21 protein-coding genes are annotated in these 22,427 nt (G+C 69.9%); 13 read left to right on the top strand and 8 right to left on the bottom strand.

Annotated elements, in window-relative coordinates; all coding sequences use genetic code 11:
* Positions 1-3 precede the first annotated feature (3 nt).
* Positions 4-432 carry a DUF2809 domain-containing protein gene (locus R0232_RS05765; RefSeq protein ID WP_431512864.1) on the top strand — a complete coding sequence of 143 codons (429 nt, stop codon included), beginning with the start codon at positions 4-6 and terminating at the stop codon, positions 430-432.
* Here R0232_RS05765 and mtgA read toward each other — a convergent pair.
* The 5 genes from mtgA to R0232_RS05790 all read right to left on the bottom strand — a co-directional run bounded on the left by mtgA (position 377) and on the right by R0232_RS05790 (position 5,719).
* Positions 377-1,120 (bottom strand): monofunctional biosynthetic peptidoglycan transglycosylase, encoded by a 744-nt coding sequence (mtgA, locus tag R0232_RS05770; protein WP_208512114.1) that lies wholly within the window; start codon positions 1,118-1,120, stop codon positions 377-379. The genes R0232_RS05765 and mtgA overlap by 56 nt on opposite strands.
* An 8-nt stretch (positions 1,121-1,128) precedes the next feature.
* Positions 1,129-1,983, bottom strand: a complete 855-nt coding sequence (aroE, locus tag R0232_RS05775; RefSeq protein ID WP_431511511.1) for a shikimate dehydrogenase — start codon at positions 1,981-1,983, stop codon at positions 1,129-1,131.
* A 43-nt stretch (positions 1,984-2,026) separates the two neighbouring features.
* The gene (locus R0232_RS05780; RefSeq protein ID WP_431511512.1) at positions 2,027-2,878 is read right to left on the bottom strand and encodes an energy transducer TonB; all 852 of its coding nucleotides are present in this window, start codon (positions 2,876-2,878) and stop codon (positions 2,027-2,029) included.
* On the bottom strand, positions 2,875-4,947 hold the full coding sequence (locus R0232_RS05785; RefSeq protein ID WP_431511513.1) for a ribonuclease catalytic domain-containing protein: 2,073 nt from the start codon (positions 4,945-4,947) through the stop codon (positions 2,875-2,877). The genes R0232_RS05780 and R0232_RS05785 overlap by 4 nt, the downstream gene beginning before the upstream one ends.
* A gap of 175 nt (positions 4,948-5,122) precedes the next feature.
* Positions 5,123-5,719, bottom strand: coding sequence for a YqiA/YcfP family alpha/beta fold hydrolase (locus tag R0232_RS05790; protein WP_261211314.1), 597 nt, complete (start codon positions 5,717-5,719; stop codon positions 5,123-5,125).
* A gap of 329 nt (positions 5,720-6,048) precedes the next feature.
* On the opposite strand from R0232_RS05790, the gene R0232_RS05795 reads away from it, so the two are divergent.
* The 6 genes from R0232_RS05795 to R0232_RS05820 all read left to right on the top strand — a co-directional run bounded on the left by R0232_RS05795 (position 6,049) and on the right by R0232_RS05820 (position 13,403).
* Positions 6,049-6,774, top strand: coding sequence for a response regulator (locus tag R0232_RS05795; protein ID WP_208513129.1), 726 nt, complete (start codon positions 6,049-6,051; stop codon positions 6,772-6,774).
* 12 nt (positions 6,775-6,786) lie between these two features.
* Positions 6,787-8,649 (top strand): histidine kinase, encoded by a 1,863-nt coding sequence (locus tag R0232_RS05800; protein ID WP_431511514.1) that lies wholly within the window; start codon positions 6,787-6,789, stop codon positions 8,647-8,649.
* Positions 8,650-8,681: 32 nt separating this feature from the next.
* Entirely contained in the window at positions 8,682-9,836 is a 1,155-nt protein-coding gene (gene rodA / locus R0232_RS05805) for a rod shape-determining protein RodA (RefSeq protein ID WP_093353417.1), read from the top strand.
* 108 nt (positions 9,837-9,944) lie between these two features.
* Entirely contained in the window at positions 9,945-11,405 is a 1,461-nt protein-coding gene (gene tldD, locus R0232_RS05810; protein WP_093353419.1) for a metalloprotease TldD, read from the top strand.
* A gap of 80 nt (positions 11,406-11,485) precedes the next feature.
* Positions 11,486-12,022, top strand: coding sequence for a hypothetical protein (locus R0232_RS05815; protein ID WP_093353422.1), 537 nt, complete (start codon positions 11,486-11,488; stop codon positions 12,020-12,022).
* A gap of 262 nt (positions 12,023-12,284) precedes the next feature.
* Positions 12,285-13,403 (top strand): 3-deoxy-7-phosphoheptulonate synthase, encoded by a 1,119-nt coding sequence (locus R0232_RS05820; RefSeq protein ID WP_093353424.1) that lies wholly within the window; start codon positions 12,285-12,287, stop codon positions 13,401-13,403.
* A 4-nt stretch (positions 13,404-13,407) separates the two neighbouring features.
* On the opposite strand, the gene R0232_RS05825 is transcribed toward R0232_RS05820, so the two are convergent.
* The 3 genes from R0232_RS05825 to mpl are packed head-to-tail and all read right to left on the bottom strand — an operon-like array spanning position 13,408 to position 16,654.
* Positions 13,408-13,914, bottom strand: a complete 507-nt coding sequence (locus R0232_RS05825) for a cupin domain-containing protein (protein ID WP_431511515.1) — start codon at positions 13,912-13,914, stop codon at positions 13,408-13,410.
* A 14-nt stretch (positions 13,915-13,928) separates the two neighbouring features.
* The gene (locus R0232_RS05830) at positions 13,929-15,230 is read right to left on the bottom strand and encodes a hypothetical protein (RefSeq protein WP_431511516.1); all 1,302 of its coding nucleotides are present in this window, start codon (positions 15,228-15,230) and stop codon (positions 13,929-13,931) included.
* A 14-nt stretch (positions 15,231-15,244) separates the two neighbouring features.
* Entirely contained in the window at positions 15,245-16,654 is a 1,410-nt protein-coding gene (mpl, locus tag R0232_RS05835; RefSeq protein WP_431511517.1) for a UDP-N-acetylmuramate:L-alanyl-gamma-D-glutamyl-meso-diaminopimelate ligase, read from the bottom strand.
* Between the two features lie 105 nt (positions 16,655-16,759).
* Here mpl and R0232_RS05840 point away from each other — a divergent pair, with 105 nt between their 5' ends.
* The 6 genes from R0232_RS05840 (at position 16,760) to R0232_RS05865 (ending at position 22,361) form a co-directional block, all read left to right on the top strand.
* Entirely contained in the window at positions 16,760-17,359 is a 600-nt protein-coding gene (locus R0232_RS05840) for a hypothetical protein (RefSeq protein WP_431512865.1), read from the top strand.
* Positions 17,356-17,901, top strand: a complete 546-nt coding sequence (locus R0232_RS05845; protein ID WP_093353434.1) for a TlpA family protein disulfide reductase — start codon at positions 17,356-17,358, stop codon at positions 17,899-17,901. Before R0232_RS05840 ends, R0232_RS05845 begins: the two co-directional genes overlap by 4 nt.
* Before the next feature lie 100 nt (positions 17,902-18,001).
* On the top strand, positions 18,002-18,454 hold the full coding sequence (gene accB / locus R0232_RS05850; protein WP_208513492.1) for an acetyl-CoA carboxylase biotin carboxyl carrier protein: 453 nt from the start codon (positions 18,002-18,004) through the stop codon (positions 18,452-18,454).
* 2 nt (positions 18,455-18,456) lie between these two features.
* Positions 18,457-19,806 carry an acetyl-CoA carboxylase biotin carboxylase subunit gene (gene accC, locus R0232_RS05855; protein ID WP_093353440.1) on the top strand — a complete coding sequence of 450 codons (1,350 nt, stop codon included), beginning with the start codon at positions 18,457-18,459 and terminating at the stop codon, positions 19,804-19,806.
* A gap of 16 nt (positions 19,807-19,822) precedes the next feature.
* Positions 19,823-20,707, top strand: a complete 885-nt coding sequence (gene prmA, locus R0232_RS05860) for a 50S ribosomal protein L11 methyltransferase (RefSeq protein WP_208513491.1) — start codon at positions 19,823-19,825, stop codon at positions 20,705-20,707.
* An 88-nt stretch (positions 20,708-20,795) separates the two neighbouring features.
* Positions 20,796-22,361, top strand: a complete 1,566-nt coding sequence (locus R0232_RS05865; RefSeq protein WP_431511518.1) for a zinc-ribbon and DUF3426 domain-containing protein — start codon at positions 20,796-20,798, stop codon at positions 22,359-22,361.
* Positions 22,362-22,427: the final 66 nt, after the last annotated feature.

Raw genomic sequence — 22,427 nt, forward strand, 5'->3', positions numbered from 1 at the left:
GCGATGATACGGGGCATGCGATGGCGTCTTGCTCCTCTTTCCCTGGCCGGGGCCGCGGCCCTGTTCGTGCTGCTGGCACTGCTCGCGACCGTGGGCGCGCGCTGGGGCTGGGTGCGCAGCTTCCTCGGCGACGTGCTGGCCGTGGTCTGGGTCTACCTGGTGTTCAAGGCCTTCATCGAGGCGCGCGTGCTGCCGCTGGCGCTCGCGGCCTTCGGCGTGGGGCTGCTGGTGGAACTGGGCCAGTACCTGGCGGCCGCGTGGCAGCTGCACATTCCCAACCGCGCGCTGCGCATCGTGCTCGGCAGCACGGCCGACTGGTGGGACGTGCTGGCCTATGCGTTCGGCTTCGCGGCGGTGCTGGCGGGCGAGGCCCTGTTCAGGGCAGGTCGGCCGAAGGCATCCGCGCCACGATCGTCGATGCCCGTCCGTTGAGGTAGGGCGAATTGGGCCGGCGCTCGTAGAACTTCGGGCTCGGCAGCATCACGGCGAGGCGCGCCGCTTCGTACGAGCTCAGGCGCGCGGCCGGTTTCCTGAAGTAGTACTGCGCGGCCGCCTCGGCGCCGAACACGCCTTCGCCCCATTCGACGCTGTTGAGGTAGATCTCGAGGATGCGCCGCTTGTCGAGCAGCGTCTCGAGCAGCACGGCGAGCACCAGCTCCTGGCCCTTGCGCAGCATGGTGCGTTCGCCCGACAGCAGCAGGTTCTTCGCGAGCTGCTGCGTGATGGTGGAGCCGCCGCGCAGCGGTGCCGGCTGCACTGTCTTGCCGCGCGCGGCCGCGCGTGCCATGCGCTTGGCGGCCAGTTCCTCGGCGCGTGCATTGCGCTGGCGCGCGCGCTCGATGGCTTCCCATTCCACGCCGTCGTGGTCGATGAAGCTGGCGTCCTCGCTCGCGATCACCGCGCGCTTGAGGCTGTCGTTGATCTGCGCATAGGGCACCCACTCCTGGCGCCAGGCGCCCTCGCTGCCCTTGTGGATGGCGATCTGCCAGGCCTCGGAACGCTGGAAGGCGGTGCTCTGCGGATCGATGACCGCCATGGCCGCGATGCGCACGACGAAGAACAGCTCGAGCGCGAGGCCGGCCAGCAGCAGGCAGGCGATCCAGCGCAGCGCGGCCTTCATGCGGTGCTTCAGGCCGCGGCGAGCCGCGCACGCAGTTCGTCGAGCACCTGGGCCGAGGGCGGTCGCACGCCGCGCCAGATCTCGAAGGATTCGGCCGCCTGCTCGACCAGCATGCCGAGGCCGTCGCGCGCCACGGCACCGTGGGCCTGCGCCCATTGCAGGAAGCCCGCGGCCGCGGGGCCGTACATCATGTCGACCGCCAGTGCGCCCGCGCGCAGCACCTGCGCGCCGACCGGCACCGCGTCGCCCGCGAGGCTGGAGGCGGTGGCATTGACCACGACGTCGAAGTCGCCCGGCACCGCATCGAGCGCCCAGGCCTCGAGCGAGGCGCCGTTGGCCAGCGCGAGCGCCGCATGCCGGCGCACCAGCGACACCGCCTTGTCGACCGTGCGGTTGGCCACCACCACGCGCGTGGCGCCCGCGTCGAGCAGCGGCCCGAGCACGCCGGCCGCGGCGCCGCCGGCGCCGATCAGCAGCAGCGACTTGCCGGCCAGCGGCACGCGCGCATTGCGCTCGATGTCGTTGACCAGGCCGATGCCGTCCGTGTTGTCGGCATGGATGTCGCCATCGGCCGCGAAGCGCAGCGTGTTGACCGCGCCCGCCAGCGTGGCACGCTCGCTGGTGTGCTGCGCGATGCTGGCGGCGTCGAACTTGAAGGGCACGGTGACGTTGCAGCCGCCCGCGTGGTCGCCGCGTTCGGCGGCCTCGCGCCGGAAGGCGGCGATGCCCTCGGCGAAGGCGCCGAGCGCGACCAGCCGGCGCTCGTAGGCGATCGGCTGGTGGCAGAGCTCGGCGAAGCGGGCGTGGATCCACGGCGAACGGCTGTGCTCGACCGGGTTGCCCATCACGCAGTACAGATCCATGGCGCGGGTCTCCTGGCTTTTTTTCTTCGGCGGGCCGTCGCGGTTACTGCGACGACAGCTCGATGGTCTCGTCGCGCGTGAAGCGGAAGCGCGACTGGATCACGATCTGGTCGGTCTGGCGGCGCATCGCGTCGGTGAACTTGCCGAAGCTGCCGATGCTGCGCACGATGGCCTGGGCGCGGCGGTCGAGCGTGGTGTTGCCCGAGCTCTCGTCGATCACGGTGTCGAGCAGGCTGCCGTCGTGGTTGATGGTGATCGTCATCTTGAGTTCGCCGTAGAGCTTCTTGCCGGCCGCGGTCGGGAAGTTCTCGGTGCCGCGCACCTCGATGCGCCGGCGCAGCGAATCGACGTACAGCGCATAGGCGGCCTCGCGCGTCGACGGGCTCAGGTAGCGCTTCTTGGGGCGCGCGTTCTCCTCGTTCACGCGGCGCTCGATCTCGGCCAGCAGCTCGACCATCTGGCGGCGTTTCTCCTCGCGCGCGGTGGCTTCCCTGGGGTCGCCGCTCACGCGCGGATCGGGCGGCGGCATGGCCGCGAGATCGCGCTTGAGCTGGGTCAGCAGCTGCATCTGCTGCTGCTGCATCAGGTCGACCTGGCGCTGCGCCTCCTCGGCGGAATCGCCGACCGCGCTGAAGGAGGAGGGCGGCAGCGGGCTGGTGGCGCGGCCGCGCTCGAGGTCGCCGCCGCCGGCGAGCGAGGTCTGGGCCATCACACGGGCCTGGGGATCCGGCGCTTCGTTGGTCTTCGAGTTGACGAGGATCACTTCGAGCGGCGTCTCGGTGAACGCGCGGTTGAAGGCCTCGGGGTCGACGAAACGCACCGCCAGCAGCGCGGCATGCGCGATGACGGACACACCCAGCGCAATCTGCAGGGTGCTCAGATCCTTGAGGTTCATGCGGGCGCGTTCTCCACGGCCGCTCCCGCGTCAGGGGCGGCATCGCCATCGGCCAGGTCGACCGCGATCGCGATCGGGCCGGCGACCACCTCTTCCTCGTCCTCGGCGTCGTCCACCGCGCCGGCCGCGGGCGCATCGAGGCGCTCGAGCACGGTGCCGCTGACGTCGAGCGCGATCTCGTCGATTTCGCCGAGCTTCACGCGCAGGCGCGCGCCGCGTTCCTGCTGGCCGGCCACCGGGAACACCAGCGGCAGCGTGTCGGCCCGCACCAGCGCGCCGTTGGGCAGGTCCTTGATGACGGTGGCCTCGAGCTCGGTGATGCCCTGCTGCTCGAGGTACTTGAGGGTCCAGAAGCGTTCCATGCCGCCCTGGTAGCCGTTGTAGGCCGCATAGGCCGCGTCGAAGCCCGAGAGGATCGAGAACAGGTCGGCGTCCTTGGGCTTGAACGGCGCGGCCAGCGCGGCGGTCTTGCCGTGGCGCGCGGCCGCGATGATCTGCCACTGGTTCACCAGGTCGGTGTAGCGGCGCAGCGGCGAGGTGCTCCAGGCATAGCTCTTCACGCCCAGGCCCGCATGCGGCAGCGCGCGCGTGCCCATGCGCACCTTGATGCCGGGCGCCAAGCTGGCCTGGCTGCGGTAAAGCCCGGGCACGCCGAGTTCGCCGAGCCAGCCGCCCCAACTGCTGTTGGCCAGGATCATGGCCTCGGACACGATCAGGTCGAGCGGCGCGCCGCGCTGGCGCGTCGTGATCTGCACCTGCTCGGCGCCCGTGGGTTCGGCGCCGTCGTTGCCGACGAGGCGGAAGTTGTAGTCGGGCCGGTTGAAGTTCTCGGGCTTGCCGCGCACGACCTCGCGCTGCGCCTTCAACTGGCGCGCGAGGCGGTGCAGGAACGAGAGCTGCGGGCGGAAGCGCGCGGCGGCGGCCGGCGTGTCCTCGTGCGTGATCGAGCTGTCCTCGAGCCAGGGCTGCGTCACCACGCTGTCGAGCTGGTCATGGCGCAGGTTGGCGGCGATCGGCACGCGCTCGAGCCTGGTCTCGGTCGACTGCAGCTCGAGCGTGGCTTCGTCGAAGCGCGCATAGAGCGACACGGCCGGGCGGTCGGCGCCCTCGAGCAGCGTGTAGGTGTCGACCACCGCGTCGGGCAGCATCGTGATCTTGTAGCCCGGCATGTAGACCGTGGACATGCGCGCGCGCGCCACCTGGTCGATGGCGCTGCCGGGGGCGAGCGCGAGGCCCGGCGCGGCGATGTGGATGCCGACCGTGACCGTGCCGCTGCCCAGGCCCTGCACCGAGAGCGCGTCGTCGATCTCGGTGGTCTGCGAGTCGTCGATGGAGAAGGCCTCGACGCCCTCGGCCAGCGGCAGCTCGTCGGCGATGGCCGGTGCCGTGAGCGCGGGGAAGCCCGTGCCCTTGGGGAAGTTCTCGAACAGGAAGCGGCGCCAGTGGAACTGGTAGGGCGAGTCGATCGCGCCCGCGCGCTCGAGCAGCTCGAGCGGTGCGCGCTGCGAGGCGCGCGAGGCTTCCACCACCGCCTTGTATTCGGGCGCGTTCTTGTCGGGCTTGAACAGGATGCGGTAGAGCTGCTCGCGCACCGGCGCGGGGCATACGCCTTCGGCGAGCTGGCCGGCCCATTCCACGATCTGCGCCTGGATCGCCTTCTTCTTCTCGATCGCGGCCAGCGCCTGCTGCACGATCTCGGCCGGCGCCTTCTTGAAGCGCCCCTTGCCCGCGCGGCGGAAGTAGTGCGGCGCCTCGAACAGCGCGAACAGCGCCGCGGCCTGCTGCGCCAGCGAGGGCTTGTCGCTGAAATAGTCGGCCGCCAGGTCGGCGAAGCCGAATTCGCCCTCGGCCGCGAACTCCCAGGCCAGGTCGAGGTCCATGGAGGCCGCGAGCGCGCGCGCCTCGGCGATCAATTCGGCGGGCGAGGGCTTCTCGAACCGCAGCACGATGTTGGCGCCCTTGACCTTGACGCGCTTGCCGGTCTCGAGCTCGACCTGCGCCGAGGCTTCCGCCTCCGACAGCACGCGCCCGCCGAGGTATTTGCCGGCTTCTTCAAACAATACAAACATGGGCCGGATTCTCCCATGCAGGCGGGGCGGGCCTGTGGCGCGGGAGCCGCAGGCCGCGGCGCGCGTGGAAAGCGAAGCGGGAAGATCGGCCGCCGCCGGGCCGCCCCAAGGCGGCCGAGCCTCCCCCTCGGGGGGTGGAGTTACACGACCGAAGGGAGTGAAAAGCCGGGGGGCTTTATTGCACGGGGTTGATGAAGGCCATCACGTCGTCCAGGTGGCTCTTCTTGAAATCGGACAAGGCATGGTCGCCGCCCTCGATCAGCTTGACGCGGCTGTCGGCATAGCGCGCCGACATCTCGTGCCAGTCGAGCACCTCGTCGCCCTTGGCGATGACCGCGAACACGCGCTCGGGGCGGGTCAGCGAGCCGACTTCCATGGCGCGCAGCTCGTGGATGTACTCGGGGCGGAAATAGAAATGCTCGGCCGGGTCGTGCCAGGCGCTCTGGTCGCCGATGTAGAGCGTGAGGTCGCGCGCCGGATGGACGGCCGGGTTCAGCAGCACGGCGCGGCAGCGCGTCATGCCCGCGACGTAGGTGGCGTAGAAGCCGCCGAGCGAGGAACCCACCACCGCCATCGACTTGCGCGGCCAGTCGGCGATGCCCTTCATCACCATGTCGATCGCATCCTTGGGCGAGGGCGGCAATTGCGGGCACCACCAGTGCAGGTTCGGGTGCCGCTGCGCCACCCGGTCCGCCACCGCGCGCGCCTTGGTGGAACGGGGCGAGGAACGGAAGCCGTGCAGGTACAGCAGATGGGTGGTTTGTGGTTCCATGCGGGGGGGCGACGGAAAGCGCGTCGATGGTGCGCTGCTTGCGAAGTCCAGGTAATTTTGCATGAGGTCCGTGCCCATCAGATGGCGTCGAGGCGACAAAAACCCCGCGATGCGGGCTTCCCGGAACGGGAGGAGGTCCTCGATGCCTGCGTGGCGCGGCCGGGGCACAACGCGAAAGTATTCATCGCGTGTTCGCATGCCGTGCGCTTCGGGGTCGACCAAATTCGAAGACGGTTCGAGTGTGTGAGCGAAGCGCGCGATGCACATCCCATGAAAGGGTGAGGCTTCGCGGACCTGCGACAGCGTGCGCAGGCTTATGCTTCGGCCCCATGACTAACGAGGACCCCCATGACGCTACGCCCCGCCGCTGGGGCGTGCTCGTGGTCGAGGACGACAGCCGCGCGCGCGCCTTCTTCGAGACCAGCGTGCAGCGCAGCCCGCAGCTGTTCTGGCTCGGCAGCGCCGGCACGGTGAACGAGGCGCTGGGCTGGCTCGCGCGCACCGCCACCATTCCCGACGTGCTGCTGGTCGACCTCGGCATGCCCGACGGCACCGGCCTCGACGTGATCCGCGACGCGGTCGCGCGCTTTCCGGGCTGCGAGCCGCTGGTGGTGTCGGTGTTCGGCGACGAGGAGAACGTGCTCGCGAGCATCGAGGCCGGCGCCGTCGGCTACATCCACAAGGACGCCGCGCCCGAGGACATCGCCCAGACCATCGTCGAGATGAAGGCCGGCGCCTCGCCGATCTCGCCCATGATCGCGCGCCGCGTGCTCGCCAAGTACCGCAGCCTGCAGTCGGCCAGCGTGCCGGGCACGGCCGAACCCGAGGCCGCGCCCGATGCGGGCGAGCGCGCGCTGCTGTCGGCGCGCGAGCACGAGGTGCTGACCTTGATCGCGCGCGGCTTCTCGTACGCCGAGATCGCGCGCCTCAAGGGCCTGAGCGTGCACACGGTGCAGACCCACATCAAGAACCTCTACGGCAAGCTCGCGGTGCATTCCAAGAGCGAAGCCGTGTTCGAAGCCACGCGACTGGGGCTGCTGTCGCGCTCTGGCTGAGACGGGACATCCGTGCTCCGGACCCTGCGCGGGCGGCTGCCCGCGATGCCGATCGCGCCGTGGCTGCTGCTGCTCGTCCTGGCCCTCTGGAGCGGGTGGGCCGGATGGGCGCATGCCGCCGACGCGCCGATCGAGCTGCGCCGCGGCACGGTCACCACCGAGGTCGACGGCGTGCGGCGCAGCGAGCCGGTCGAGTTGTCCTACCACTGGGACCGGCAGCACCGCGGCCGCTCCGGCTTCGCGAGCTTCGACCTGCCCTTCGAGCTGGCGGCCGCGCCGAGCATGCCCTGGGGCATCTTCATTCCGCGCACCGGCAACGTGTTCGAGGTGGAGCTCAACGACGCGCTGCTGCAGGTCTACGGTGACCTCTCGCAGGGCAACGGTGCCGACTACGCCAAGGCGCCGATCTACGTGCCGGTGCCCAGCGAGTTGCTGAAGGCCGGCCGCAACCAGTTGCAGATCCGCATCCGCGCCGACAGCGCGCGCCGTGCCGGGCTGTCGCCCGTGTTCATCGGCCCGGCCGACCAGGTGCGCAACGGGCTGTTCGAGCCGGCCTACGCCTGGCGCTTCACCGCCTCGGTGCTGCTGACGGCCTTCAGCCTGATCGTCGGCGCCATCGCGCTGGCGCTGTGGGTCACGCAGGTCGACGCGACCACGGCCGGGCAGCCGCGCCGCGACGGCATCTACCTGTGGGCGGCGCTGGCCGAGTTCTGCTGGGCGATCCGGGTGGCCGACGGCGTGATCGCCGAGCCGCCGCTGCCGTGGGTCCCCTGGGGTGTGCTGATGGCGGCCTGCTACGCCGGCTGGGCGGCCTCGGCCATGATGTTCTGCTACCACCTGGCCGACTGGGGCCGCACGGCGCACACGCGCTGGCTGCGCTGGCCGCTGCTGGCCGTGGTGCTGGGCACCGTGGTTTCGACCACGCTCGCGCTGCAGCGCGAGGAGCCGATCTGGCTCACCGGCTGGCTCGCGATCGAGATCGTGGTGATCGCGGTCTTCGTCGGCGCCTTCGTCGGGTCCACGGCGCGGCGGCCCAGCGCCGAGCGGCTGCTGGTGGCCGCCGCGGCCTTGCTCACGCTGGCCTTCGGCGTGCGCGACTGGCTGGTGATCCGCCTGAGCGACGCCTACGGCGAAACCACCTGGGTGCGCTATTCGTCGGTGTTCTTCGGCATCGCGCTGCTGTTGATCGTGCTGCGGCGTTTCCGCGCGGCCAGCGTGGCGGCGCGCGGCGCGGTCCGCACCCTGGCCGAGCGGGTGGCGCAGCGCGAGCGCGAGCTGGCCTCGACCTATGCCGAGCTCGAGCGGGCGGCGCGCGACCAGGCGCGCACCCACGAGCGCGAGCGCATCCTGCGCGACATGCACGACGGCGTGGGCTCGCACATCAGCTCGGCCATCCGCCAGCTGCAGTCGGGCCAGACCAGTTCCGAGGAGCTGCTGCGCACGCTGCGCGACTCGATGGACCAGCTCAAGCTGTCGATCGACTCGATCCACCTGCCGCCGGGCGATGTCGGCGCGCTGCTGGCGGCGTTCCGCTACCGGCTCGAGCCGCGGCTGGCCACGGCCGAGATCGTGCTCGACTGGGCCGTGGACGAGGTGACGCCGGTGGCGCACCTCGATGCGCACGGCATGCGGCAGCTGCAGTTCCTGCTGTTCGAGGCGATCTCGAACGTGCTGCAGCATGCCCGGGCGCGGGTGCTGCGGCTGGAGGCATGCATGGAGGGCACGGCGGTGGCGCTGCGCGTGATCGACGACGGGCGCGGCTTCGACGCCAGCCAGCCGCCGCGCTCGCTGGCCGAGCGCGCGGGGGCCATCGGGGCGCGGCTGGCGCTCGAAAGCCGACCGGGCCGCACGGTCGTTCAACTGGTCTTCGATTGAGCGGACGCAGCGGGCGCGGATAATCCGCGCCCATGTCCGCCGTGTTCAATCAGCCCTCCCTGGCGCGCCGGGTCGCGCCCATCTTCCAGGGCTTCGACGGCTTTCTGGCCTTCGCCGTGCTGCTGCTGGCCTTCGCGGGCCTGCTGACGATGTACTCCTCGGGCTACGACCACGGCACCCGCTTCTTCGACCATGGCCGCAACATGCTGCTGGCCGGCTTCATCATGTTCGTGGTGGCGCAGGTGCCGCCGCAGCGGCTGATGCTGGCCGCCGTGCCGCTCTACGCGGCGGGGGTGGCGCTGCTGATCGCGGTGGCGCTGTTCGGCATCACCAAGAAGGGCGCCACGCGCTGGATCAACGTGGGCATGGTGATCCAGCCCAGCGAGATCCTGAAGATCGCCATGCCGCTGATGCTGGCCTGGTGGTTCCAGCGCCGCGAGGGGCAGCTGCGGCCGCTCGACTTCGTGGTGGCGACCGTGCTGCTCGCGGTGCCGGTGGGCCTGATCATGAAGCAGCCCGACCTCGGCACCTCGCTGCTGGTGCTGGCGGCCGGCCTGGCGGTGATCTTCTTCGCCGGGCTGCCCTGGAAGCTGATCGTGCCGCCGGTGCTGCTGGGCGCCGTGGCGATCACGCTGATCGTGAGCTTCGAATCGCAGCTGTGCACCGACGGCGTCGACTGGCGCGTGCTGCACGACTACCAGAAGCAGCGCGTGTGCACGCTGCTCGACCCGAGCAAGGACCCGCTGGGCAAGGGCTTCCACATCATCCAGGGGATGATCGCCATCGGCTCGGGCGGCGTCGGCGGCAAGGGCTTCATGCAGGGCACGCAGACGCACCTCGAGTTCATCCCCGAGCGCACCACCGACTTCATCTTCGCCGCCTATTCCGAGGAATTCGGCCTGGTGGGCAACCTGGCGCTGATCTCGGCCTTCATCCTGCTGATCTTCCGCGGGCTGGCGATCGCGCTCAATGCCCCCACGCTGTTCTCGCGCCTGCTGGCGGGCGCGGTGACCATGATCTTCTTCACCTACGCCTTCGTGAACATGGGCATGGTCAGCGGCATCCTGCCGGTGGTGGGGGTGCCGCTGCCCTTCATCAGCTATGGCGGCACGGCCATGGTCACGCTGGGGTTGGGGCTCGGGATCCTGATGTCGATCGCGCGAGCTCGAAAACTGGCGCAGTCGTAGCGGGAAACACCGCGGAACCGGCTTTGCCGGGCCGCTGGTGTTGCCCCCGGTAGGGGGTTGGAGGAGCGCACGCAGTGCGCGGAGCCTGGGGGCGAGCAATAATCCTTCATGATCTCTCGCGAACCCACCATCGAGCGCCTCGCCACGGCGCAACAACTGCTGCTCACGCCGTTCGGCCTCGACGAATCGCACCTGAGCAAGGCCCTGGCCGAGATCACCGCGCACCGCGTGGACGACGCCGACCTGTACTTCCAGTACACCCGCAGCGAGGGCTGGAGCCTCGAGGAAGGCATCGTCAAGACCGGCAGCTTCAGCATCGACCAGGGCGTCGGCGTGCGCGCGGTCAGCGGCGAGAAGACGGCCTTCGCCTATTCCGACGACATCTCCGAGGCCTCGCTGCTCGACGCGGCGCGCACGGTGCGCTCGATCTCCTCGGCGGGCCGCACCGGCCGCGTGAAGACCGTTCCGCGCAAGATCGCCTCGAGCCGCTCGCTCTACGCCGGCCTCGATCCCATCGCCACGCTCGACAGCACCGCCAAGGTGAAGCTGCTCGAGAAGGTCGAGCAGCTGGCCCGTTCGCGCGATCCGCGCGTGTCGCAGGTCATGGCCGGCCTCGCGAGCGAGTACGACGTGGTGCTGGTGGCGCGCGCCGACGGCACGCTGGCGGCCGACGTGCGGCCGCTGGTGCGGTTGTCGGTCACCGTCATCGCCGAGCAGAACGGCCGCCGCGAGGTGGGTTCGGGCGGCGGCGGCGGACGCTTCGGCCTGGCCTATTTCGACGACGAGCAGATCGCCGAGTACGTCGACCATGCCGTCAAGTCGGCACTGACCAACCTCGAGTCGCGCCCCGCGCCCGCGGGCGAGATGACCGTGGTGCTCGGCCCGGGCTGGCCCGGCATCCTGCTGCACGAGGCCATCGGCCACGGCCTCGAGGGCGACTTCAACCGCAAGGGCTCGAGCGCCTTCTCGGGCCGCATCGGCGAGCGTGTGGCCGCCAAGGGCGTGACCGTGCTCGACGACGGCACCATCGCCGACCGCCGCGGCTCGCTCAACGTCGACGACGAGGGCAACGCCAGCCAGCGCAACGTGCTGATCGAGGACGGCATCCTCAAGGGCTACATCCAGGACGCGCTCAATGCGCGCCTGATGAAGGTCAAGCCCACCGGAAACGGCCGTCGCGAGAGCTATGCCCACGTGCCGATGCCGCGCATGACCAACACCTACATGCTGGGCGGCGACAAGGTGCCCGAGGAGATCGTGGCGAGCATCAAGAAGGGCCTGTACGCCGTCAACTTCGGCGGCGGGCAGGTCGACATCACGAGCGGCAAGTTCGTGTTCTCGGCCAGCGAGGCCTATTGGGTCGAGAACGGCAAGATCCAGTACCCGGTCAAGGGCGCGACCATCGTGGGCAACGGCCCCGACGCGCTGACCCGCGTGAAGATGATCGGCAACGACATGGCGCTCGACTCGGGCGTGGGCACCTGCGGCAAGGAAGGCCAGAGCGTGCCGGTGGGCGTCGGCCAGCCCACCTTGCGCATCGACGGGCTGACTGTAGGCGGAACGGCTTAAGACTTTCGTCACTTGCGGAGCGTTTCCTCCCATTGCTAAGCTGCGCCCTTTTGCGAACGACGCATTCAAGGAGCATTTCAATGGGGAACAGGATCCACTCGCCCGCCGCCCTCTGGGCCATGACCGCCCTGGTCGCGCTGGCCAGCGCCGGCTGCGCATCGCGCGGCGGCTCGGGCAGCCAGAGCGAGGCCGCGCCCGCGGCGTCCGCCGCCCCGGCCGCCCCCGCGCGCAGCGGCTCCAGGGCCGGCATGGATGCCCAGGGCAATGTCGTCGATTCGTCCAAGGTCGAGGCCGGCAGCGGCCGCACCGTCAAGGGCCTCAATGGCTACGAGGGCGAGATCACCGGCAACCCGGCACGCAACAGCAAGTTCGCCCGGCTGCAGATCGGCATGAGCGCCAAGCAGGTCACCGACCTCGCGGGCCAGCCCACCGACCAGGGCGCCTACGTGACCGGCAAGGCCTTCATCCCGTTCTATTTCGGCAGCGACCGCCATCGCTTCGAGATGACCTACAAGGGCCAGGGCCGCCTGATCTTCGCGGGCGGCGGCATGGGCGACTACTCGAGCGGCAACCTGATCTGGATCATCCACAACGCCAACGAGTCGGGCTACCGCTGAGCCCGCCCCGAGGCGCCGGCCTGTCCGGCGCCAAAACAACGAACGCCCGGCCTCCAAGCCCGGTTTTGTTTTTCCGTGCTACATTCGCGCCCATGTCCGCCGCTCTCCGCGCCTATTTCTTTGCCTACTTTTGGTTCCCGGTTTCCGGCGGACGAGAGGCGAGCGCGTAAAGCAGACAGGCACCCCTCCCAGAACCGCCGGCGCAAGCAGCCCCGGCGGTTTTTTTATGCCCTGACGATATTCAATCCAACAAGGAACCCTCATGAGCACGAACACTGCCCCGGCCAGCGAGAGCTGGTATGCGAGCGTCGAAAAAACCAGCAAGACCGACGACGAACGCATCAAGGACATCAACGTGCTCCCCCCTCCCGAACATCTGATCCGCTTCTTCCCGATTCGCGGCACGCCGGTCGAAACGCTGATCACGGGAACGCGCCGCAACATCCACAACATCATGGGCGGCAAGGACGACCGGCTGCTGGTGGTGATGGGTCCCTGCTCGATCCACGACCCGGCCGCCGCGCTCGACTACGCGCGCCGCCTCAAGGTCGAGCGCGAGAAGTACGCCGACACGCTGGAGATCGTGATGCGCGTGTACTTCGAGAAGCCGCGCACCACGGTCGGCTGGAAGGGCCTGATCAACGACCCCTACCTCGACGAGAGCTACCGCATCGACGAAGGCCTGCGCATCGCGCGCCAGCTGCTGATCGACATCAACCGCCTGGGCCTGCCGGCGGGCAGCGAGTTCCTCGACGTGATCTCGCCGCAGTACATCGGCGACCTGATCGCCTGGGGCGCGATCGGCGCGCGCACCACCGAGAGCCAGGTGCACCGCGAACTGGCCTCGGGGCTGTCGGCGCCGATCGGCTTCAAGAACGGCACCGACGGCAACATCCGCATCGCCACCGACGCCATCCAGGCCGCGGCCCGCGGCCACCATTTCCTCTCGGTGCACAAGAACGGCCAGGTCGCGATCGTGCAGACCAACGGCAACCGCGACTGCCACGTGATCCTGCGCGGCGGCAAGGCGCCCAACTACGACGCGGCCAGCGTCGAGGCGGCCTGCAAGGACCTCGAGGCGGCCAAGCTGCCGCCCACGCTGATGGTCGACTGCAGCCATGCCAACAGCTCGAAGCAGCACCAGAAGCAGATCGACGTCGCGAAGGACATCGCCGACCAGATCGCCGGCGGTTCGCGCCGCGTGTTCGGCGTGATGGTCGAAAGCCACCTGCAGGCCGGCGCCCAGAAGTTCACGCCGGGCAAGGACAAGATCGCGGGCCTCGAGTACGGCAAGAGCATCACCGACGCCTGCCTGGGCTGGGACGATTCGACTCAGGTGCTCGAGACGCTGTCGCAGGCGGTCAAGCAGCGCCGCGGCTGATCGCTCAGATCAGCGCGGCGAGTTCGGGCCAGTGATGGCGCACCGCGGCGGCCTCGTCGCCGTCGGGCGCCATCAGCGAGAAGTCGGCGAAGTCGAAGCCCGGCCCGACCATGCAGGCGACCAGCGTGAAGTCGCCCGCCGAATGGCTTTCGATCGGCCGCGCGGCCTGCCACTGGCCCGCGGGCACCACGTGCTGCGGCCGCGTGCCGTGCACGTCGACCGGCCCGAGCCGCACATGGGCCGGCGCGGTGCGCAGCGCGGCATCGCAGGTCCACAGTGCCAGCGGCACGCCTTCGAGATGCACCCAGACCTCGTCGGACAGCACCCGGTGCCAGCGCGAATGCTGGCCGGCTTCGAGCAGGAAGTAGATGCTGGTGAGCGCGCTGCGGGCCGCGCGCTCGTCGGCGGGAGTCACCTGCACCGCGGAGCGGAACACCTCGCGGTACCAGCCGCCCTCGGGATGCGGGTGCAGCCCCAGCGTGTCGATGAGTTGGGGGGCGCGCTGGGTCATGGGCGGGTCCTCGTTCAGGGGGTGGCGGGAAAGTGCCAGCCGGCCAGGTGCTTCAGGTCGCTGGCCTGGCCGCCGGGAATGCGCTCCGGCAGGGGCTGGACATGCGATGGTGCCGGCACGCCGATGGCGATCCGCGTCACGCCGGTGGTCTTGCCGAGCCCGGCGACCCAACTCTGCCAGCGCTCGCCGTTGCGGCGGTCGCGAAAGCCGATGCCGGCGATCTGCTCGGCGGTGGGTGGCGTGGGCGAGAGCAGGTCCAGGTATTCCACGCGGCCGCGCACGATGCCGCGATGGTCGGCCTTCACTTCGTGGCAGTAGGCGGCGGTCCACAGGTCTTCGCGCAGCCGCACGGCATGCACGTCGCCCGCGGCCGGTGGCCCGGGGATCGACTTGGCGCGCGCGCCGGCGGCGGGCTTGCGCCGAACCGGCTCGGCGGCCTCGGCGGGCGGTTCCTGCCGGGGGCGCTTCAGATGGCCGAACAGCCGCGCCACCAGCGTCTCGTCGAGACCATCGGCCGCGCGCCACCACCCCAGCGGGGCCGGTGCCTCGACCTTGGTGGAAGGGCGCTGGTCGCGTTCGACGGCGGTTGTCCAGCGCGTGAAGAGGCCCGGATGCTCGGGCGTCTGCATGACGCCGAGCGTGGCCAGGGCCTCGAGCACCGTCTCGCAGCGGTAGGGATTGTTCACGCGCAGCAGCTTCGCGTCCTTGAGCGCCGTGCGTGCCTTGCTGTAGCGCGTGTCGGCCGGCAGGGCGCGCAGCAGGTCGAGCAGGCGATGGAAGACCCAGATGTCGCGCGGTGTAGGCCGCGGCCAGCCATCGACCGGGCCCGTGGCCTCCAGCGCGAGCAGGCCTTCGACCGGTCCGCCGGTGCCCCAGCCCGCGCCCTGCAGATGGCGGAAGTAGGCGCGCAGCGTCGGGTCGGCGCGCTCGTCGCGGTGGAAGCAGACGCGGCAGCTTCCGCCGCCCATGGCCGCCATCGGATGCGCCGGCATCGCGAGGCCGAGGGCGGTGGCGGGCAGCACCGTGAGCCAGACCAGGTCGCTCGAGGTCATTGAAGCGACAAAAGCATCGGCCGCGCGGCGCAGGTCCACGCCGGCCGCGGCCTGCCGCAGTCGGTTCACCGCCTCGTCGTGCGGGATCGCGACGAAGCGGTTGGGCTCGAGGCCCGCGTCGGCCAGCGCCTGCCGCTCGGCCTCGCTGAAGGTGTCGGGAATGCGGTGGCAGTGGTTGCCATCGGCGTCGAAGTAGCTGTTGCCGTTGTCGTACACGCGGCGCAGCAGGCCGAGCAACGTGTCGTCGGGTGCCGCGGCCGCCATGCGCGTTCTCTCTTTCAGGCGATGCCGTCGCGCAGGGCCTGCAGCAGCTTGTCGTGCACGCCGCCGAAGCCGCCGTTGCTCATGCAGACGATGTGGTCGCCGGGCCGCGCCGTGGCGACCAGCTGGCCCACCAGCGTGCCGATGTCGCCAGCCACCCGGGCGCGCTCGCCCATCGGGGCCAGCGCCGCGGCCGCATCCCAGTCGAGCCCGGCCGTGTGGCAGAACGACAGGTCGGCCGACTCGAGGCTCCAGGGCAGCTGCGCGGCCATCACGCCGAGCTTCATCGTGTTGCTGCGCGGCTCGAAGGCCGCGAGGATGCGCTCGCCCTGGCGGCCCGCGGCGTCGAGCTTCTGGCGCAGGCCATCGAGCGTGGTGCGGATCGCTGTGGGGTGGTGGGCGAAGTCGTCGTAGACCGTGATCGTGCCGTCCGTGCGCTCCACCGTGCCGCGCAGTTCCATGCGCCGGCGCACGTTGCGGAAGCTGCCGAGCGCGCGCGCCGCGTCGGCCGGCGACACGCCCACGTGCTCGGCGGCCGCGATCGCGGCCAGCGCATTCATCTGGTTGTGCAGGCCCGACAGCGCCCATTCGACGCGGCCGACCTGCTCGCCCTCGTGCAGCACGTCGAAGGCATCGTGCGTGCCGCGCGCCTGCCACTGCGCACCCGGGCCTTCGCCGCCGAAGCGCGCGAGCTCGCTCCAGCAGCCCTGGGCCAGCACGCGCTCCAGGCTGGGCTCGGTGGCATTCACCACCAGCCGGCCCGTGGACGGCACGGTGCGCACCAGGTGATGGAACTGCCGTTCGATGGCCGCGAGGTCGTCGAAGATGTCGGCGTGGTCGAACTCGAGGTTGTTGAGGATCGCCGTGCGCGGGCGGTAGTGCACGAACTTGCTGCGCTTGTCGAAGAAGGCGGTGTCGTACTCGTCGGCCTCGATCACGAAGGCCGGTCCGTCGCCGAGCCGGGCCGAGACGCCGAAGTCCAGCGGCACGCCGCCGACCAGGAAGCCCGGCGCCTTGCCCGCGCGCTCGAGCACCCAGGCCAGCATCGAGGTGGTGGTGGTCTTGCCGTGCGTGCCGGCCACCGCCATCACGTGGCGGCCCAGCAGCACGTGCTCGGCCAGCCACTGCGGGCCGCTGGTGTAGGGCTTGCCGGCGTCGAGGATGGCTTCCATCAGCGGAAACTTCGGCGTGCCGTCGGCCAGCCGGGCGCGCGACACCACGTTGCCGACCACGAACACGTCGGGTGCCAGCGCGAGCTGGTCGGCGCCGAATCCCTCGATCAGGTCGATGCCGAGCGCGCGCAGCTGGTCGCTCATCGGCGGGTACACGCCGGCGTCGCAGCCGGTGACCCGGTGGCCTGCCTCGCGCGCCAGGGCGGCCAGACCGCCCATGAACGTGCCGCAGATGCCCAGAACATGAATATGCATGGGGGCCGATTCTAGGGAGGCCGATCCTCCCGGCCCGAGGCCACGGCCTTGGCCGCGGTACTGATGTTCATCGTACGGACCATGCTCTGCGGGCAAAATGCCCCGATGGACACGTCCAAGCGCGAAATCGCCGCCACCGCCGCCCGTCTCGTGGTCGAGGAGGGGCTCGAATACGGCCCGGCCAAGCGCCGGGCGCTGCGTGACCTGGGCCTGTCGGCGCGCACCGCGTTGCCGAACAACGACGATGTCGAGGCCGAGGTCCGCGACTACATCGCGCTGTTCTGCGCCGACACCCAGCCCAAGGAACTCCAGGCGTTGCGCCTGCTGGCGCTCGAATGGATGGAGCGGATGGCCGTGTTCCGGCCCCATGTGGGCGGCGCCGTCTGGCACGGCACGGCCACCCGGCTGTCAGACATTTATATTCAGTTGTTCTGCGATGATTCGAAGTCGGCCGAGATCGCGCTGATCGACCATCACGTGGATTACGAGCCGCGCATGGTGACCGGCTTCCATGGCGAGCAGGTCGAGGCCTTGAGCGTGCATGCGCCGAGCCGGGCCCTCGGCGAGGAAATCGGCGTGCACCTGCTGGTCTACGACCTCGACGACCTGCGCGGCGCGCTCAAGCCCGACGCCCAGGGCCGTTCGCCGCGCGGCGACCTGGCGGCGCTGCGGCGGCTGATTGAAAGAGAAAAGGACATCGGATGACTTCTTCGACCACACGACGCGGCCTGCTGTACGGCGGCGTGGCGGTGGTGGCCGCCGCGGCCGGCCTCGGTGGTGCCTGGTGGCGCCATCGCGGCAGCGGCGCGGCCGGCGAAACGCTCGGCGCCGATTTCTGGGCCCAGCGCTTCGAGCGGCCCGAGGGCGGCGAACTCGCCATGACCAGCCTGCGCGGCAAGCCGGTGCTGCTCAACTTCTGGGCCACCTGGTGCCCGCCGTGCGTCGAAGAAATGCCGATGATCGATCGCTTCTTCCGTGATCATGGTGCCAACGGCTGGCAAGTCGTCGGCTTAGCGATCGATCAGCCGAGCGCCGTGCGCAAGTTCCTGCAGCGCACGCCGGTCACCTATCCGACCGGATTGGCCGGCCTGCAGGGCACGGAACTGGTCAAGAATCTCGGCAACACCGGCGGCGGCCTGCCGTTCACGCTGGTGCTCAATGCCGACGGTTCGGTGGCGGCCCGTAAAATGGGCAAGCTCGAAGAGGCCGACCTGGAGGGTTGGCGACGTGAACTCGTTCACAGTTAGAATTAGATACACAGGTCGGCGTTAACCGCCGAAAGCCGACAATCAACGATGTTCGGCCTAGTTGTATCCTAATAACCGGAAAACCCGGCACTGGAGTCCCATGGATCTGCGCAAACTCAAGACACTGATCGATCTGGTGTCCGAATCGAATATTTCCGAACTGGAAATCACTGAAACCGAAGGCAAGGTCCGCATCGTCAAGGGCGGCGGCGCAGCCCCCGTTCAGTACGTGCAGACCTTGGCGGCACCGCCCGCCGTGGCAGCAGCTCCCGCCGGCGCAGCGGCACCTGCCGCACCCGTGGCCGAGGCCGCTCCGGCCGGCCATCCGGTGAAGTCCCCGATGGTGGGCACCTTCTACCGCTCGGCCAGCCCGGGCGCTCCGGCCTTCGTCGAGGTCGGCAGCAAGGTCAACGAGGGCGACACGCTCTGCATCATCGAGGCGATGAAGATCCTCAACGAAATCGAGGCCGACAAGGCCGGCACCGTCACCCAGATCCTCGGAGAAAACGGTCAGGCGGTCGAATACGGCCAGCCGCTGTTCATCATCGAGTGACCATGTTCAAGAAGATCCTGGTCGCCAACCGCGGCGAGATCGCTTTGCGCATCCAGCGCGCGTGCAGCGAGCTCGGCATCAAGGCCGTGATGGTCTATTCCGAGGCCGACCGCGAGGCCAAGTACGTCAAGCTGGCCGAGGAAGCCGTCTGCATCGGCCCGGCTCCCTCGTCGCTGAGCTACCTCAACATGCCGGCCATCATCTCGGCGGCCGAAGTGACCGATGCCGAGGCGATCCACCCCGGCTACGGCTTCCTGAGCGAGAACGCCAATTTCGCCGAGCGCGTCGAGCAGAGCGGCTTCCAGTTCATCGGGCCGACGCCCGACAACATCCGCACGATGGGCGACAAGGTCTCGGCCAAGCAGTCCATGATCAAGGCCGGCGTGCCCTGCGTGCCCGGTTCCGACGGCGAGCTTTCCGACGACGCGACGGCCAACAAGCGCATCGCGCGCGCCATCGGTTACCCGGTGATCATCAAGGCCGCGGGCGGCGGCGGTGGCCGCGGCATGCGCGTGGTCCATACCGAGGCCGCGCTGATCAACGCGATCCAGATGACCAAGGCGGAGGCCGCGGCGGCCTTCAACAATCCCTCGGTCTACATGGAGAAGTTCCTCCAGAACCCGCGCCACGTCGAGATCCAGGTGCTGGCCGACAAGCACCGCAACGCGGTCTACCTCGGCGAGCGCGACTGCTCGATGCAGCGCCGCCACCAGAAGGTGATCGAGGAATCGCCCGCGCCGGGCATTCCGCGCAAGCTGATCGAGAAGATCGGCGAGCGCTGCGCGGCGGCCTGCAAGAAGATCGGCTACCGCGGTGCCGGCACCTTCGAGTTCCTCTACGAGAACGGCGAGTTCTATTTCATCGAGATGAACACCCGCGTGCAGGTGGAGCATCCGGTGACCGAGCTCACGACCGGCATCGACATCGTCAAGACGCAGATCATGGTGGCGGCCGGCGAGAAGCTGCCGTTCACGCAGCGCCAGATCCAGATGCACGGCCACGCGATCGAGTGCCGCATCAACGCCGAGGACGCGTGGAAGTTCACGCCGTCGCCGGGCCGCATCACGATGTGGCATCCGCCGGGCGGCCCAGGCGTGCGCGTGGACTCGCATGCGTACACCAACTACTTCGTGCCGCCGAACTACGACTCGATGATCGGCAAGATCATCGTCTTCGGCGACACCCGCGAGCAGGCCATGGCGCGCATGCGCACCGCGCTCAACGAGACCGTGATCGAAGGCATCCAGACCAACATCCCGCTGCACCGCGAGCTGATGGTCGACGCCAAGTTCATGGCCGGCGGCACCAACATCCACTACCTCGAAGAGTGGCTGGCCGCGCACAAGCGCTGAGCCGTCCCTGCCCGCCATGTTCGAACTTCGCCTGCTGGCCCCCGAGGAGCGCATCGAGTCCCTCGGCGACGCGCTCGATGCGCTCGACGCACTGAGCATCTCGGTCGAGGACGCCGACGCGCAGACCGATGCCGAGCAGGCGTTGTTCGGCGAGCCCGGCATGCCGCCGCCCAAGGAGGGTTGGCAGCGCTCGCGCGTGATCGCGCTGTTCGCCACCGAGGAGCTCGCGCGCGACGCGGGCTCGGTGCTCGCGCTGCAGGATTTCTTCGAAGGCTGCACGCTGCTGGGCATCGCCGAGCTGCAGGACCAGGACTGGGTACGGCTCACGCAGTCGCAGTTCGCGCCGGTCGAGATCACGCCCGAGTTCTGGATCGTGCCGAGCTGGCACGAGGCGCCGGCGCAGGCCACGCAGGTGATCCGGCTCGATCCGGGCCTGGCTTTCGGCACCGGCACCCATCCCACCACGCGCATGTGCCTGCGCTGGATCGCGACCCGCGGCGCGCTCGCGGGCCAGCGCGTGCTCGACTACGGTTGCGGCTCCGGCATCCTGGCCATCGGTGCCGCGAAGTACGGTGCGAGCGAGATCGACGCGGTCGACATCGACGAGGCGGCCGTGAGCTCGACGCGCCTCAATGCCGAGGCCAACGGCGTGACGCTCCACACGGGCCTGCCCGAGGCGGCGCAGGGCCAGTACGGCACGGTGCTCGCGAACATCCTCGCGACCCCGCTCAAGGTGCTCGCGCCGCTGCTGTGCGAGCGCGTGGCGCCCGGCGGCTCGCTGGTGCTCGCCGGCATCCTCGAGCGCCAGGCCGACGAGCTGAAGGAAGCGTACGCGCCCTACGTGGCGCTCGAAGTCAGCGACAGCGAGGACGGCTGGATCCTCATGACGGCACGCCGCTGAACGCGTTCGCGCCGGGGCCGCGGCCCGGCGCAAACGGCGCTGCCGGCATCACGTCGCGCCGAGGGCCCAACCCTACAATCGCCCCCTCATGAGCCTCGTCACGCGTTGCCCCGCCTGCGCCACCACCTTCAAGGTGGTGCGCGACCAGCTCCGGATCTCGGACGGGTGGGTGCGTTGCGGTCGCTGCAGCCATGTGTTCGATGCGACGCTCGATCTGCACGAGACGCCCGATGGGGTGGCTCGACCGGGTGGTGTCGCACCGCCGCAGGAACCGGTGCCATCGGTGCCGGCAGTCGCGCCGAGCGCGGAGCCCGTTGAACCCGAGGCTTCGACGCCGCCAGCGCCCGCGGCCCCTTCCATCGACACCGGCTTCGGATTCGATGCGCGTGCCGACGAAGGCGCAGCGCCGCCGCAAGAGCCGGCCGGCGGATTCGACGGCCTGTCGGCGCCGCCTTCCTTCGCACCGGCTCCGCCGCAGGTCGAGGAGTCCGACTTCCTCGACGACGAGGTCAACGAAGATCCGCCGCCGGTGCAGCCCGAGCCGTCGCCACCACCCGCGCCACCGCAGTCCCCGGAGGTGCGCGACAGCGCGGACTTCACGCTGCCCGCGCACGGCATCGTCGCCGACGAGCCCTGGTCCGACCTCGAGGCGCGCGAGCCGCCATGGCGGCCGCCGCCGAGTTCGCTGCCGCCGTTTCCCGACATCGACCTCAACCTCGCCGCGCCGCCATCGCCGCCGCCCGCACCGGTGCCGCCACTGCCCGCGGTGTGGACGCGTCGATCCGATGCGGTCGCGGCGCCGGCGAGTGGCAAGCCCGCGGGCTTCGCAACGCTGCGCCGTTCCGGCTCCGACGAAGACGGCGACGAGGACACCGAGCTCGAGCGCGACGACGCCGATGCGCCCGAGGCGGGTGACGACAAGGACCAGCTGCAGATGCAGAAGGCGCTGCGCAGAGCGCGCGCCAGGTCGGCCAAGATCGCCGCCAGCACCAAGGCGCGCGACGAACGCGACGAACCAGAAGGGCGAGCGAAGAGCGAAGACCCCGCGCTGCTGCCCTTCGCCTCCGTGCTCGACGCGGCGGACGAGACCGAGGATCGCGCGGCGCACCGCTTCACCGACGAGGCGGACGACGACGAGAGCGACGATCGGCCGAAGTCCCTCTGGCAGCGCATCGGCACGCGCCGCGGGCTGATCGCGCTCGCGGTGCTCGCGGGCCTGCTGCTCGCCGTGCAGGTCCTGCGGCACGAGCGCGACGGCATCGTCGCGCGCCAGCCTTCGCTGCGCCCCGCACTGGCCGCGCTGTGCCAGGCGACGGGCTGCGAGCTCGCGCCGCTGCGCCGCATCGGCGACATCGTCATCGAGGGCGCCGCCTTCGCGCGCGAGAAGAGCGGCGGCAACGACTACCGCTTCAGCTTCAACCTGCGCAGCAACGCCACGGTGCCGCTCGCGATGCCGTCGATCGAGCTGGTGCTGCTCGACACGCAGGAGCGTGCCGTGGTGCGGCGCGTGCTCTCGCCGTCGGACTATGGCGCGCCTGTGGTGCTCGCGGCGCGCGGCGAACGCGCGGCTTCGCTGCCGATGACGCTGACGGCATCCGAGGCGGACGCCTTGCCGCCGATCGCTGGCTATCGCGTGGAAGCCTTCTATCCCTAGGCCTGGGGCGAGCCGCCGGTTTCGCCTCCACGCCTTCTTTCCTTTTTTCTTTTCCTCACCTCAACG

Origin of the sequence: Variovorax sp. DAIF25 (assembly GCF_050711835.1) — a bacterium.
Lineage (GTDB): Bacteria > Pseudomonadota > Gammaproteobacteria > Burkholderiales > Burkholderiaceae_C > Variovorax.

Excerpts from the sequence above, each read along its gene's own strand:
- R0232_RS05765 (WP_431512864.1), top strand. The coding sequence starts at position 4 with ATGATACGGGGCATGCGATGGCGTCTTGCTCCTCTTTCCCTGGCCGGG.
- mtgA (WP_208512114.1), bottom strand. The coding sequence starts at position 1,120 with ATGAAGGCCGCGCTGCGCTGGATCGCCTGCCTGCTGCTGGCCGGCCTC.
- aroE (WP_431511511.1), bottom strand. The coding sequence starts at position 1,983 with ATGGATCTGTACTGCGTGATGGGCAACCCGGTCGAGCACAGCCGTTCG.
- R0232_RS05780 (WP_431511512.1), bottom strand. The coding sequence starts at position 2,878 with ATGAACCTCAAGGATCTGAGCACCCTGCAGATTGCGCTGGGTGTGTCC.
- R0232_RS05785 (WP_431511513.1), bottom strand. The coding sequence starts at position 4,947 with ATGTTTGTATTGTTTGAAGAAGCCGGCAAATACCTCGGCGGGCGCGTG.
- R0232_RS05790 (WP_261211314.1), bottom strand. The coding sequence starts at position 5,719 with ATGGAACCACAAACCACCCATCTGCTGTACCTGCACGGCTTCCGTTCC.
- R0232_RS05795 (WP_208513129.1), top strand. The coding sequence starts at position 6,049 with ATGACTAACGAGGACCCCCATGACGCTACGCCCCGCCGCTGGGGCGTG.
- rodA (WP_093353417.1), top strand. The coding sequence starts at position 8,682 with ATGTCCGCCGTGTTCAATCAGCCCTCCCTGGCGCGCCGGGTCGCGCCC.
- tldD (WP_093353419.1), top strand. The coding sequence starts at position 9,945 with ATGATCTCTCGCGAACCCACCATCGAGCGCCTCGCCACGGCGCAACAA.
- R0232_RS05815 (WP_093353422.1), top strand. The coding sequence starts at position 11,486 with ATGGGGAACAGGATCCACTCGCCCGCCGCCCTCTGGGCCATGACCGCC.
- R0232_RS05820 (WP_093353424.1), top strand. The coding sequence starts at position 12,285 with ATGAGCACGAACACTGCCCCGGCCAGCGAGAGCTGGTATGCGAGCGTC.
- R0232_RS05825 (WP_431511515.1), bottom strand. The coding sequence starts at position 13,914 with ATGACCCAGCGCGCCCCCCAACTCATCGACACGCTGGGGCTGCACCCG.
- R0232_RS05830 (WP_431511516.1), bottom strand. The coding sequence starts at position 15,230 with ATGGCGGCCGCGGCACCCGACGACACGTTGCTCGGCCTGCTGCGCCGC.
- mpl (WP_431511517.1), bottom strand. The coding sequence starts at position 16,654 with ATGCATATTCATGTTCTGGGCATCTGCGGCACGTTCATGGGCGGTCTG.
- R0232_RS05840 (WP_431512865.1), top strand. The coding sequence starts at position 16,760 with ATGGACACGTCCAAGCGCGAAATCGCCGCCACCGCCGCCCGTCTCGTG.
- R0232_RS05845 (WP_093353434.1), top strand. The coding sequence starts at position 17,356 with ATGACTTCTTCGACCACACGACGCGGCCTGCTGTACGGCGGCGTGGCG.
- accB (WP_208513492.1), top strand. The coding sequence starts at position 18,002 with ATGGATCTGCGCAAACTCAAGACACTGATCGATCTGGTGTCCGAATCG.
- accC (WP_093353440.1), top strand. The coding sequence starts at position 18,457 with ATGTTCAAGAAGATCCTGGTCGCCAACCGCGGCGAGATCGCTTTGCGC.
- prmA (WP_208513491.1), top strand. The coding sequence starts at position 19,823 with ATGTTCGAACTTCGCCTGCTGGCCCCCGAGGAGCGCATCGAGTCCCTC.
- R0232_RS05865 (WP_431511518.1), top strand. The coding sequence starts at position 20,796 with ATGAGCCTCGTCACGCGTTGCCCCGCCTGCGCCACCACCTTCAAGGTG.